Source organism: Microbacterium sp. Leaf159, assembly GCF_001423615.1.
In the GTDB taxonomy this organism is placed as follows: Bacteria; Actinomycetota; Actinomycetes; order Actinomycetales; family Microbacteriaceae; genus Microbacterium.
On sequence record NZ_LMOU01000002.1, the window covers coordinates 307,557 to 320,435 of the forward strand.

At 68.0% G+C, this 12,879-nt stretch carries 12 protein-coding genes and 1 tRNA gene; 7 read left to right on the top strand and 6 right to left on the bottom strand.

Going from position 1 to position 12,879, the window contains the following annotated elements:
* Positions 1-42 precede the first annotated feature (42 nt).
* Positions 43-1,056, bottom strand: coding sequence for a TadA family conjugal transfer-associated ATPase (locus ASF80_RS15155; protein WP_056312668.1), 1,014 nt, complete (start codon positions 1,054-1,056; stop codon positions 43-45).
* A 414-nt stretch (positions 1,057-1,470) separates the two neighbouring features.
* Between ASF80_RS15155 and acs the strand changes: the two genes are divergently transcribed.
* Positions 1,471-3,438: an acetate--CoA ligase gene (acs, locus tag ASF80_RS15160; RefSeq protein WP_056312670.1), complete on the top strand. Its 1,968-nt coding sequence runs from the start codon at positions 1,471-1,473 to the stop codon at positions 3,436-3,438.
* A gap of 62 nt (positions 3,439-3,500) precedes the next feature.
* On the opposite strand, the gene ASF80_RS15165 is transcribed toward acs, so the two are convergent.
* Together ASF80_RS15165 and ASF80_RS15170 are read right to left on the bottom strand one after the other, a co-directional pair.
* Complete coding sequence (locus ASF80_RS15165; protein WP_056312672.1) at positions 3,501-3,959, bottom strand: RidA family protein; 459 nt, start codon at positions 3,957-3,959, stop codon at positions 3,501-3,503.
* A complete protein-coding gene (locus tag ASF80_RS15170) occupies positions 3,956-4,180 on the bottom strand; it encodes a hypothetical protein (RefSeq protein WP_056312674.1) in 225 nt (74 codons plus the stop codon). The genes ASF80_RS15165 and ASF80_RS15170 overlap by 4 nt, the downstream gene beginning before the upstream one ends.
* Positions 4,181-4,258: 78 nt before the next feature.
* Here ASF80_RS15170 and ASF80_RS15175 point away from each other — a divergent pair, with 78 nt between their 5' ends.
* The 6 genes from ASF80_RS15175 (at position 4,259) to ASF80_RS15200 (ending at position 10,075) form a co-directional block, all read left to right on the top strand.
* On the top strand, positions 4,259-6,820 hold the full coding sequence (locus tag ASF80_RS15175) for a penicillin-binding protein (RefSeq protein ID WP_056312676.1): 2,562 nt from the start codon (positions 4,259-4,261) through the stop codon (positions 6,818-6,820).
* Positions 6,817-7,752, top strand: a complete 936-nt coding sequence (locus ASF80_RS15180; RefSeq protein WP_056312677.1) for a metallophosphoesterase — start codon at positions 6,817-6,819, stop codon at positions 7,750-7,752. Before ASF80_RS15175 ends, ASF80_RS15180 begins: the two co-directional genes overlap by 4 nt.
* 53 nt (positions 7,753-7,805) lie before the next feature.
* A tRNA-Pro gene (locus ASF80_RS15185) sits at positions 7,806-7,882 on the top strand.
* 65 nt (positions 7,883-7,947) lie between these two features.
* Entirely contained in the window at positions 7,948-8,424 is a 477-nt protein-coding gene (locus ASF80_RS15190) for a VanZ family protein (RefSeq protein WP_056312679.1), read from the top strand.
* Positions 8,421-9,176, top strand: a complete 756-nt coding sequence (locus ASF80_RS15195) for an HAD-IIB family hydrolase (RefSeq protein WP_056312681.1) — start codon at positions 8,421-8,423, stop codon at positions 9,174-9,176. The genes ASF80_RS15190 and ASF80_RS15195 overlap by 4 nt, the downstream gene beginning before the upstream one ends.
* A 53-nt stretch (positions 9,177-9,229) precedes the next feature.
* Positions 9,230-10,075 (top strand): DUF1295 domain-containing protein, encoded by an 846-nt coding sequence (locus ASF80_RS15200; protein WP_056312683.1) that lies wholly within the window; start codon positions 9,230-9,232, stop codon positions 10,073-10,075.
* A 12-nt stretch (positions 10,076-10,087) separates the two neighbouring features.
* Here the strand turns inward: ASF80_RS15200 and ASF80_RS15205 are convergent, their stop codons facing one another.
* The 3 genes from ASF80_RS15205 to ASF80_RS15215 all read right to left on the bottom strand — a co-directional run bounded on the left by ASF80_RS15205 (position 10,088) and on the right by ASF80_RS15215 (position 12,878).
* Positions 10,088-11,347: an alpha-hydroxy acid oxidase gene (locus tag ASF80_RS15205; RefSeq protein WP_056312685.1), complete on the bottom strand. Its 1,260-nt coding sequence runs from the start codon at positions 11,345-11,347 to the stop codon at positions 10,088-10,090.
* Between the two features lie 11 nt (positions 11,348-11,358).
* Positions 11,359-12,081, bottom strand: a complete 723-nt coding sequence (locus tag ASF80_RS15210) for a FadR/GntR family transcriptional regulator (RefSeq protein WP_056312687.1) — start codon at positions 12,079-12,081, stop codon at positions 11,359-11,361.
* Between the two features lie 143 nt (positions 12,082-12,224).
* The gene (locus ASF80_RS15215; RefSeq protein WP_056312688.1) at positions 12,225-12,878 is read right to left on the bottom strand and encodes a thymidine kinase; all 654 of its coding nucleotides are present in this window, start codon (positions 12,876-12,878) and stop codon (positions 12,225-12,227) included.
* Between the last annotated feature and the right edge of the window lies 1 nt (position 12,879).

The following is a 12,879-nucleotide window of genomic DNA, read 5'->3' on the forward strand; positions in this document are numbered from 1 at the left end:
CCGTGTCGGCGCCGGAATCGGGAGAGCCTCGTCGCCGACGACTCACCACGGTCGCACCTCATCGATACCGAGGCGATCACCGATCAGCGTGAACTCTCCTGCCTGCGCGATGCGTCGCTGCCCGCCCGGCGCCCGTTCGAGGTGCAGGACCACCGTGAACGCGCTCACCGCCTGGCGCGCGAGCGCCGTGGCATCCATCGAGGCGAGGGCACCGAGGGCCTCCAAGCGCGCCGGCACATCGCTCAGCCCACTGGCGTGCAGGGTGCCGGCGCCGCCGTCATGTCCGGTGTTCAGTGCGGTGAGGAGCTCTCTGACCTCCTCACCGCGGCATTCGCCGACGACGAGCCTGTCGGGTCTCATGCGCAGCGACTCCCGCACGAGCCGGGCCAGAGTGATGCCGCCAGCACCCTCGAGGTTCGGCTGCCTGGCCTCGAGGGCCACGTGGTGAGGGTGCCGAGGGCGCAGCTCTGCCACGTCTTCGATCGTGACGATGCGCTCAGCGGTCGGCACCGCCGAGAGCAGGGCGGACAGCAGCGTCGTCTTTCCCGTGCCCGTGCCTCCGGTGATGAGGATGTTCGCGCGCTCGGCCACGAGCCCCCGAAGCCAGCTGTGCTGCCGAGCGTCGAAGGAGCCGAGGGCGGCCAGCGCCTCGAGGTCGGCCGCGCGCACACGGGGCACGCGGATCGAGAGCGCCGTGCCCGTCGTCGAGATCGGGGCGAGCACCGCATGAACCCGGATGCCGGACTCCAGCCTCACGTCGACGCATGGCGCCTGATCGTCGAGATGTCTGCCACCGAGGCCGACGAGAGCGACGGCGAGGTCGCGCGCCTCGCGTTCGGAAGCGCTCCACCCCGAGACGGGTTCGGCGCCGTGACCGCGATCGACGAAGAGCCCAGAGGCTCCGTTGACGAAGATGTCGGTGACCGACTCGTCTGCGCAGTGCTCGGCGAGCGGTCCGAACACCGGGTCGACGGTCAGCGGTGTGTGCGCCCCTGATCGGAGATCTGCACCCCACGGCATGACGCCGCGGGGCTGGAGGACGAAAGGATCTGCCATGCCCCGAAAGTAGGCGGGCCCCCGTGCCTGCATCTGCCGCCGCGAGCCATTTCGTCGCGCCCTGTGGGGAACCGCGGACCGACGGCATCCGTGCAGAGGGGATGCGGTTCGGGGCGGCGCAGGAACGGGTGATTCGTGAGAACGCTCCCACACAGAGAAGGGCGGCATCTCACGGGGGGAATGAGATGCCGCCCACGGCGTCCCCTCATGGGGGAATCGGGCACGCCAAGGCCAGAATGAGAATTCGGCTGACGTCGAGTGTACGCAAGGCGACCGTCCTGACAAAACCCGTCGCGCTACCTACTTTCGGCAGTATGCGACGTCGGTGGCCGGGACTAGATTCGCCGTGACCTGATCGTGCCCCCGTACGGTCATGCCCGCACGACCTGCCATGCCGCAAAGGAGCGTCTGCCGATGAGCAGTCAGATCGATCATCTTCTCGATGAGACCCGCCAGTTCCCGCCGTCCGAGGAGTTCGTCGCCCAGTCGGTCTCTTCACCGGCGCTGTACGAGAGTGCGGCGACCGACCGCGAAGCGTTCTGGGCCGAGCAGTCCCGCGAGCTCCTGGAGTGGCACAAGCCGTTCACGCAGGTGCTCGACTGGTCGACTCCCCCGTTCGCGAAGTGGTTCGGCGACGGCGAGCTCAACGTCGCCTACAACTGCCTCGACCGGCACGTCGAGGCGGGCAACGGCGACCGCGTCGCACTGCACTGGGAGGGCGAGCCGGGCGACTCCCGGTCGATCACCTACGCCGAGCTCACCGAGGAGGTCAAGCGCGTCGCCAACGTGCTCGAGGGGCTCGGAGTCGGCCACGGCGACCGCGTCGCGATCTACCTGCCGATGATCCCCGAAGCAGTCGCGTCGATGCTCGCGGTCGCCCGCGTCGGGGCCATCCACTCCGTCGTGTTCGGCGGATTCAGTGCCGACAGCCTGCGCTCGCGCATCGACGACGCCGGGGCGAAGCTCGTGATCACCGCCGACGGCGGATACCGCAAGGGCCGCGTGTCCGCTCTCAAGCCCGCGGTCGACCAGGCACTCGCCGACCGGGGCGACGGCGAGCAGCAGACGGTCGAGCACGTGCTCGTCGTCAAGCGCGGCGAGAACGAGGTCGAGTGGGAAGAGGGCCGCGACCTGTGGTGGCACGAGGTCGTCCCCGCGGCATCCCCCGAGCACACGGCCGAGGCCTTTCCCGCCGAGAACCCGCTGTTCATCCTCTACACCTCCGGCACCACCGGAAAGCCGAAGGGCATCCTGCACACGTCCGGCGGCTATCTCACCCAGGCGGCCTACTCGCACAAGTACGTGTTCGACCTGCACCCCGAGACCGACGTCTACTGGTGCACGGCCGACATCGGCTGGATCACCGGCCACAGCTACGTCACCTACGGCCCCCTCGCCAACGGTGCCACCCAGGTCATCTACGAAGGCACACCGGATGCTCCGCACCCCGGCCGCTGGTGGGAGATCATCGAGAAGTACAAGGTCTCGATCTTCTACACCGCACCGACCGCGATCCGCTCGTTCATGAAGATCGGTCGCAGCGTCCCCGCGAAGTTCGACCTGTCGTCGCTGCGCCTGCTCGGCTCGGTGGGCGAGCCCATCAACCCCGAGGCGTGGATCTGGTACCGCGATGTGATCGGCGCCGGCAAGACCCCGATCGTCGACACGTGGTGGCAGACCGAGACGGGCGCGATCATGGTCTCGGCGCTTCCCGGCGTCACGGCGACCAAGCCCGGTTCGGCGCAGGTGCCGCTTCCCGGAATCTCGATCGATGTGGTCGACGAGTCAGGATCCGAGGTGGGCAACGGCAACGGCGGCCTGCTGGTCGTCACCGAGCCGTGGCCGAGCATGCTCCGCGGCATCTGGGGAGACCCAGAGCGCTTCAAGGAGACGTACTGGGAGAAGTTCGAGAAGCAGGGCTACTATTTCGCGGGCGACGGCGCGCGGCTGGACGCAGACGGCGACCTGTGGCTGCTGGGTCGCGTCGACGACGTCATGAATGTCTCGGGTCACCGCCTGTCGACGGCCGAGATCGAGTCGTCGCTGGTCGCCCACGAGGCCACCGCCGAGGCCGCGGTCGTCGGCGCCGCGGATGAGACCACCGGTCAGGCCGTCGTCGCGTTCGTGATCATCAAGGAGAGCTACCTCTCGGCTCACGACCCCGCTGGCCTCGCACAGCAGCTGCGCCTGTGGGTCGGCGAGCAGATCGGTGCGATCGCACGACCGCGAGACGTCTACATCGTCGGCGAGCTGCCGAAGACCCGCTCGGGCAAGATCATGCGACGCCTCCTGCGCGATGTCGCAGAGGGCCGCGAGGTCGGCGACACCACGACACTGGCCGACACCGCCGTGATGAGCATCATCTCGGCCCAGGTCAAGTAGCGCGAACGCAGAACGCCCCCTCCCGATTCGGATTCGGGAGGGGGCGTTCTGAGCGTGCGGACTCAGGCGAGGATGAAGACGACGTCCACCTCGACCGGGCTGTCGAGCGGCAGCACGGGCACGCCGACTGCGGCGCGCACGTGTCGACCGGCATCTCCGAAGATCTCGCCGAGCACGAGGCTCGCGCCGTTGATGACACCGGGCTGTCCCGTGAAGTCGGGAGTGGATGCCACGAAGCCGCCGACGCGGAGCACTCCGGCGATCCGGTCGACACCGCCTGCGGCATCCGCGGCCGCCGCGAGGGCGTTGAGGGCGCAGGTGCGGGCGTAGGTGTTCGCGTCTTCGGCGGTGACTTCCGCTCCGACCTTGCCGGTGGCGGGCAGCGCACCACCGGAGAAGGGCAGCTGACCGGAGGTGTAGACGAGACCGGCGTGCACCACGGCGGGGACGTAAGCCGCGACGGGGGCGGCGACCGCGGGCAGCTCGATGCCGAGTTCGCTCAGGCGCTCGGAGACGCTCATGCCGCGCCCCCTTCGAACTGGCGGGATGCCTCGGCAGCCGCGGCGAGACCGGCGTTGCCTGCGGCATCCGCGGTCACCGGACGCTTGAAGTAGGCGACGAGCCCGCCCTCAGGTCCCTGGATGACCTGCACGAGCTCCCAGCCCTGCTTGCCCCAGTTGTTGAGGATCGCGGCGGTGTTGTGGATCAGCAGCGGGGTGGTCAGGTACTCCCACGTGGTCATGGCACTCCTGTCTGGCCGCATACGCGCGCGCGGATGCGTCAAAGGCGGTATTCAGGGAACTCCCCTACGATCAAGCGTATGCCTCAAAAGAATCGCACGGTGAAAGGTGCGCTCGGCGGAGTCCTCGGACTCGTCGGGCTCAGCGCCGTAGCCGGCCTCCTCGTCGCGGCCAGCGTCACCCCTGTTCTCGCCATGACGGGTATCGCCGGATCCCAGGCCCTCACGATCTTCGAAGACCTTCCCGCGAACCTCCAGGTGAACCGGCCGATGGAGCAGTCGACGATCTACGCGACAGCCTCCGACGGGACACCGGTCGAGCTGGCATCGTTCTACGAGCAGAACCGCGTGCCTGTGACGTACGAGCAGATCAACCCCGTCGTCTTCGACGCGGTCCTCTCGAGCGAGGACAAGGACTACTTCAGCCACGGCGGCATCAACGTCGGCGCGACGGCCAAGGCCCTCGTCGACAACCTGCGCGGCACCGACGACCGAGGCGCGTCGACCATCACGCAGCAGTACGTCAAGAACGTGCTGATCCAGGAGTGCGAGCAGGAAGCCGACCCCGCGTCGGGCACCTACGCCGACGACCTGCAGCAGTGCTGGGCCGACGCGACCAACGCGGTAGGCGCCAAGGGCATCGAACGCAAGCTGCAGGAGATGCGCTACGCCCTGCAGATCGAGAAAGAATACTCGAAGAACGACATCCTGCTCGGGTACCTCAACATCGCCAACTTCGGCGGCACGGTCTACGGCATCGAGTCGGCGGCGAACTACTACTTCTCCACCACGGCTGCGAACCTCACGGTCGCGCAGGCCGCCACGATCGCCGGAATGGTGCAGAACCCGAACCAGTATCGGATCGACCGGCCAGCCGGCACCTGGACGGACGCGGACGGCGTCGGGCACAACAGCGAGGCGGACGGCTATGCCCAGACGCTGGATCGCCGCCACTATGTGCTCGACCGCATGCTGGCACTCGGCAAGATCACGCAGGCCCAGTTCGACGAGGCGGATGCCTCGCCTATCACTCCCGCGATCACGCAGCCCACGCAGGGATGCGTGTCTGCAGGCAACGTGGCCCGCAGCGCCTACTTCTGCGAGTACGTGAAGTCCGTCGTCCTCGACGACCCGGCCTTCGGCGAGACGGAGCAGGAGCGCCGCGATCTTCTTCGCCAGGGCGGCCTGAAGATCTACTCGACGATGAACATCGACATCCAGAGCTCGGGCGCCGAGGTCATGGCGAACACGGTTCCGGCGAACTACGACAACCAGTTCTTCGGTGCGGCCGGCATCTCGCTCGAGACCAGCACGGGTCGAGTGCTGGCGATCACGCAGAACACGAACTTCAGCGAGACGATCCAGGGCGACCAGGCGTACACGGCACTGGTGTTCGGCACCGACAAGGCGCACGGTGGCTCCAACGGCTTCTCGGTCGGCTCGACGTACAAGCTCTTCACCCTGATCGACTGGCTCGAAGAGGGCCACTCGGTGCGGGAGACCCTGAACGGCAGCAACCGCGTCTTCTCGAAGTTCAAGTGCGGCGATGACATCATCCGCAATACGACCAAGATCCAGAACTTCAACAATGCCGGCGGCTCGACCGGCACCGTCATGAAGTTCACCGCCGACTCCCTCAACAGCGGATACCTCGCGATGGCCGAGAAGCTCGACCTCTGCAAGATCAACGCCGTCGCCGACCGCATGGGCGTCACGCTCGCCAACGGCGGCAAGACCACCGACGGCAGCCCGGCGCCGTACGACATCCTCGGTTCGAAGTACATCTCCCCGCTCGCGATGGCCGGCGCCTACGCCACCGTCGCGAACGGCGGCGTCTACTGCACCCCCAAGGCGATCGACCGCGTGGTCGACGCCGACGGCAACGAGCTGCCGATCCCGGAGTCCAAGTGCTCTCAGGTCATCTCGCCTGAGGTCGCCGCGACCGCAGCATTCGCGCTGCAGGGTGTCATGAACTCCGGCGGAACCGGTAACAAGGCGAACACGCGCGACGGAACGCCGCTCATCGGAAAGACCGGTACCCACGAGTCATGGGGAACCATGATGATCGAGTCGAGCACCAAGGTCACCACGGCGATCTGGGTCGGACGCTCGGAGGGGCAGGCCAGCATCCTTCGTCAGAGCTGGGGCGGCACCGCGCTGAACGAGATGCGATACCAGCTCGCGCGAACGATGCAGCGAACGGCGAATGACATCTACGGCGGCGATGGGTTCCCGCAGCCCGATGCGAACCTGAGCAAGCAGGTGCTGACCGATGTCCCCTCCGTGATCGGGATGGACACCGCGACGGCGACTGCCACGCTCGAGAACGCCGGCTTCCAGGTCGTGGTCGGTGCACCCGCCGACGGCCCCGCCGGTGACGTCATCGTCGCGCAGGACCCCTCGGGCCAGGCCCCGAGCGGTGCGACGGTCACGATCTCGCCGAGCAACGGTCAGGGAACGACAGTGCCGGACATCACCGGGCAGCCGAAGGCCGCCGCCCAGAACGCGCTGTTCGGCGCAGGGTTCTCGTCGATCTCCTTCGACAACTCGTGCAACCCGCCGAGCGCGGTCGTGGCGAGCACGAACCCACCCGCGAACACGGTGACGAACAAGTCCACGGCGATCTCGGTCACCTGCCAGTGACCTCACGACGCACGGCACACCCGGCCCTCATCGCGCTCGGCGCGGTGGGGGCCGCTGGTGCTGCGGCCGCCGTCTGGGGCATCGGCATCGAACGCTATCTGTTCACGGTGCGGGAGGCGACGGCATCCGCTCTCGCGCCCGGCTCCGCTCCGCTGCGCGTGCTGCACATCTCGGATGCGCACATGGCGCCGTGGCAGCATCGCAAGCAGGACTGGCTCGCCTCGCTCGCGCAGCTGAAGCCCGACCTCATCATCAACACCGGTGACAACCTCGGGCACCGTGACGGCCTCGAAGGGATCCGTCGGGCGTTCGAGCCCTTCGCCGGCATCCCCGGCGTATTCGTGCATGGCTCGAACGACGTCAACGGCCCGTCGCCGCGCAACCCGATCCGCTACTTCGCCGGCCCCTCGCAGCGGCACCACGAGCCCACGTTCCTCGACACGGATGCGATGGACGCGTTCTTCACGGACGAGCTCGGCTGGGCAGACCTGAACAACACGGCCGCTCGACTCACGGTCGCCGGCGACACGCTCGACTTCTTCGGGGTGAGCGATGCGCACCGACAGTGGGACCGCCTCGAGGATCTGCCCGCGGCGATCGACGCGCTCGGACCGCGGGAACCGGGCAGCTCGGTACTCGGAGTGACGCATGCGCCCTACCAGCGCGTGATGAACCGCTACATCGAGCTCGGCGCGGATGCGATCTTCGGCGGGCACACGCACGGCGGCCAGGTATGCCTCCCCGGCTTCGGCGCTCTCGTCGCGAACTGCGACATCCCCCTCAAGCAGGCCAAGGGCCTGAGCACGTGGACGCAGGGCGGGCGCACGGTGCCCCTCAACGTCAGCGCCGGCTGCGGTCACTCGATCTATGCGCCCGTGCGCTTCGCGTGCCGCCCCGAGGCCACACTGCTCACGCTGACGGCGCGCGGTTGATCCCTCGATTCGGCACTGAGAGCATTTCGCTGTAGACTCGGAGGGTTGCAAAACGGGGTGTGGCGCAGCTTGGTAGCGCGCTTCGTTCGGGACGAAGAGGTCGCAGGTTCAAATCCTGTCACCCCGACCAGTAACACCGGAAGGCCGCCCTCACGGGCGGCCTTCTCTGTACCAGGACCGAGCGAGAGGGACGGCGTGAGCACCCTGTTCCCTCCCCCGCGCCGTCTCACCCGCGGCATCGCGATCGCCCTCGGCATCCCTTTCTTCGCGGGCCTCGCCCTGCTCACGCTCACTCCCGCGCGTGTCGAGGAGACCATGCCGAACCTGCTCGACCTCGTGCTCTCTGCGGCGCACCGGCTGGGCTGGGAATCGCTCGACTTCACCCGCCTCGAGATCATCGCGAACGTGCTCGTGTTCGTGCCGGTGGGCATCCTCGCGTTCGTGCTCGTGCCTCGGCGCTTCTGGCCGCTCGCGGTCATCCTGGGGCCGGCACTGTCGCTCTCGATCGAGATCGCACAACGTCTGGCGCTGCCGCATCGTGCCGCCACCGTCACCGATGTGATCGCCAACTCGGGAGGCGCCCTGATCGGCGTCTTCGTCGCGATCGCCGGAACCCTGCTGTTCGCGCCTCAGAGCTCTCACCGTCCACCCCGTAATCTGGAAGCATCATGACCTCGCCTGATCTCGTAGCGTTCGATCTCGACGACACCCTCGCCCCCTCGAAGGGCGCCATCGACCCTCGCATCGCCTCGCTGCTGCGCGCGCTGCTCGAGAGGGTCGACGTCGCCATCATCTCCGGCGGCAACGAGACCCAGTTCCGCTCGCAGGTCATCGCCCACCTCGGCGAGATCGACGCGACCACGGCCGCACGACTGCATCTGCTTCCGACGTGCGGTACCCGGTACCTGCGTCATGACGGTGCGGACTTCACTGCCGTGTATGCGCAGGACCTCATTGCCGAGCAGAAGACCGGAGCGCTGACCGCGCTGCGCGAGGAGGCCGAGCGCTTGGGGCTCTGGGAGGCCGAGCCGTGGGGCGACATCCTCGAGGACCGCGGCTCGCAGATCACCTTCTCGGCCCTCGGGCAGAAGGCCCCGCACGACGCGAAGCGCGACTGGGATCCGTCCGGCGCCAAGCGAGAGGCTCTGCGGGATGCCGTGGCCGCCCGTCTTCCCGACCTCGAGGTGCGCTCTGGCGGCTCGACCTCGATCGACATCACCCTCGCGGGGATCGACAAGGCCTACGGGATGCGGCAGCTCGCCGAGCACACCGGCATCGCCCTGACCTCGATGCTGTTCTACGGCGACCGTCTCGACGAGGGCGGCAACGACTACCCCGTGCTCGCGATCGGCGTCCCCTCCGTGGCCGTGGAGGGCTGGGAGGACACCGCCGACAAGCTCGACGCGCTCCTCCCCACGCTCTGACGCTCGCCCCCTGCCTCCGGCCCACCCGGGCGACGGAGTTCTAGCATGTCGGTATGGAACCGCTGCTGATCGTCGTCCTGACCGCGGCCGTCGCGAGCGCGGCGTGCTGGATCCTGTCGCTCGCGACCCGCGACACCTCGTGGGTCGACCGCGCCTGGTCGATCGTGCCGGTCGTCTACGTGTGGATCTTCACGGGCACAGCCCTCGCCGGCGGTGAGGACGCGAGCCGCCTCGTTCTCATGGCCATCCTCGTGACCCTGTGGGGTGTGCGCCTGACCTACAACTTCGCCCGCAAGGGCGGGTACACCGGCATGGAGGACTACCGGTGGGCGATCCTGCGCGGACGCATGAAGCCGTGGCAGTTCCAGCTCTTCAACCTGCTGTTCATCATCGCGTACCAGATGACGCTGCTCGTGCTGATCACGCTGCCGGCGGAGATCGCGCTGCAGCATCCTGCTCCGCTGAACGTGTGGGACCTCGTGTTCGCCGCGATCTTCCTGGCACTGCTCATCGGCGAGACCGTCGCCGACCAGCAGCAATGGGAGTTCCATCGACGCAAGAAGCAGGCGGGCGGCACGCTCGCCCCAGGCTTCGCCACCGAGGGGCTGTTCCGCGTCAGCCGGCACCCCAACTTCTTCTTCGAGCAGAGCCAGTGGTGGGCGCTCTACGCGATCGGGGCGACGGCTGCGGTCGCCTCAGGTGCCGGCTTCCTCGGCGGCGCGCTGAACTGGACGGTGATCGGGCCGTTCCTGCTCAGCATCCTGTTCCTCGGATCGACGATCTTCACCGAGTCGATCACCGCGGCGAAGTACCCCGCGTACGCCGACTACCGCCGGACGACATCCATGCTCATCCCTTGGCCGCCGCGGACCCGACGAGTCGCCGAGTCCGCGGCCTGACCGAGGCCCGCGTCAGCGCACCACCGCGTCGGATGCAGCGCGCGTCACCGGCACGAGGCGCGTGAGCTGGGTGACATGCGCGGGCTCGAGCTCGGCGAGCGAGGCCACCCCGAGCAGACGCATGGTGCGCTCGATCTCGGTGCGGAGGATGCTGATCGTGCGGTCGACGCCCGCACGGCCACCGGCCATCAGGCCGTACAGGTAAGCGCGGCCGATGAGTGTGAAGTCTGCCCCCAGTGCGACCGCGGCGACGATGTCGGCACCGTTCATGATGCCGGTGTCGATCATGACCGTGAAGTCGTCGCCGACGGCCTTGCGCACCTCCGGCAGCAGGTGGAACGGGATGGGCGCACGGTCGAGCTGGCGTCCTCCGTGGTTCGAGAGCACGATGCCGTCGACGCCTGCGTCGCGCAGTCGCACCGAGTCCTCGACGTTCTGCACGCCCTTGATGACGATCTTGCCGGGCCAGATGTCGCGGATCACCGCGAGGTCGTCGTAGCTGATGGTCGGGTCCATGGCGGCGTCGAGCAGCTCGCCGACGGTGCCGCCGGTGGTGCTCAGCGACGCGAACTCGAGTTTGGGGGTCGTGAGGAAGTCGTACCACCACCACGGACGGGGGATGGCGTTGATGATCGTCCCGAGCGTCAACTGGGGCGGGATGCTGAAGCCGTTGCGCTTGTCGCGCAGGCGCGCGCCCGCGACGGGGGTGTCGACCGTGAACTGCAGGGTGTCGAAACCGGCGGCGGCCGCACGTCGGGTCAGCTCATACGAGATCTCGCGGTCGCGCATGACGTACAGCTGGAACCAGTTGCGACCGTGGGGGTTCGTCGCCTTGACTCCCTCGATCGATGTCGTGCCGAGGGTCGACAGGGTGAACGGGATTCCTGCGGCGGCGGCGGCTCCGGCTCCCGCGACCTCACCCTCGGTCTGCATGAGACGCGTGAATCCGGTGGGGGCGATGCCGAAGGGCAGCGCTGACGGACCGCCGAGGATCTCGACGGACGTGTCGACCGACGGAGCCGGACGCAGGATGCCGGGGTGGAACTCGACATCCTGGAAGGCCTGGCGTGCACGCGTGAGCGAGAGTTCTCCCTCTGCCGCACCGTCGGTGTAGTCGAACGCCGCCTTGGGCGTGCGGCGCTTGGCGATCGTGCGCAGGTCGTCGATCGTGAGCGCCGAGTCGAGGCGGCGCTTCTTGCCGTCGAACTCGGGCTTCTTGAACTTCATCAGCTCGAGCAGCTCTGCGGGGTTGGGAAGCTGGCGCTGGACCATGTCGTGTCCTCTCAGTCGGTGGGTCGGGTGCTGCGGGTGAGTCCCGCCGCCGTGTAGTAGCCGGTGATGTGCGCGCGCACGAGCGCCTGCGCTGTCGTCGCGTCACCTGCGGCGATGGCCGCGATGATCGCGCGGTGCTCGGTGCGCAGGAGGTCGGCCATGGCGTCCCAGTCGGCGATGGCCCCTGCCCCCTCCTGCACGTACGACTCGATGGCGGTGCGGAGCCCGGCCATGATCGCCGCGACGACAGTGTTGCCGCTCGACTCGGCCAGCGCGAGGTGCAGCTGCGCGTCGAGGGCGAGGAACTCCGCAGAGGTCAGCCCTTCGGCATCCATGGCATCGAGGACGCTGTGCGCAGCGGCGAGATCCGGATCCTGCTGGCCTGCGAGAGCTGCGGCGACGGCGTCCTCGAGCAGCAGACGGGTCTGCACGACATCGGTCAGAGGGAAGCCTTGAGCGGCGACCTGGAGGCGCAGCAGTGTCGACATGCCTCCGGTCGGGGTCGCGATGACGATGGCACCCGATTGGGGTCCGGACCCCGTAGCCGTGCGGATGAGCCCCATCACCTCGAGAACGCGCAACGCCTCGCGAACGCTCGACCGTCCTACACCGAGATCGGCGGCGAGGTCGCGTTCCGAGGCGAGTCGATCACCGGGGCCGAGACGACCGTCGAGCAGGTCCCGCTCGACATGCTCGAGGACCAGGCGCCAGGCGCGCGCGGGCTGCTCGGGCATCCGCTCTCCTCGTCGTTCGCGTCGGCGGCGTCGATCATCGACACGCTCCATGTGGTCTGACCACAGTAGCGCGTGTGGTCAGACCACGCAATCCGAGCATGATGAGACACCGCCCGCGGGCGGGAGGGATGAGTCGTGGACTGTCAGCCCAGGCGTCCGCCGGACTCTTCGAGGTAGCAGGCGCCGCACAGCGACTCGTAGGTCGTGACCTCGGGAGCGACGGCCCCGCCCGCTCCCTCGTCGATGGCGACCTGGTCTCCGTCGAACACGAACCGGCCGCCGATCACGCGACCGTTGAAGACCGCCTTGCGCCCGCAGCGGCAGATGGTCTTCAGCTCTTCGAGTGAGTGCGCGATCGCGAGCAGGCGCGCCGATCCCGGAAACGCGTGGGTGAGGAAGTCGTTGCGGATGCCGTAGGCGATCACGGGGATGCCGTCTTCGATCGCGATGCGGAAAAGATCGTCGACCTGCTCGGCGGTGAGGAACTGCGCCTCGTCGATCAGAAGGCACGCGACATCGATCGATCCGCCACGGACCGGTTCGCCGGCGACCGCGCGACGCACGCGCTCCCGATGCTCGCCGAAGAGCGCACGAACGTCGGCGTCCGGCGCGATGAGAAAGTCGACCTCTCGAGTGACGCCGAGGCGACTCGCGATCTCGGACGCACCCTTGGTGTCGATCTCGGGCTTGGCGAGCAGCACGTGCTGCCCGCGCTCCTCGTAGTTGTACGCGGCCTGCAGCAGCGAAGTGGACTTGCCCGAGTTCATCGCCCCGTAGCGGAAGTAGAGCTTCGCCACA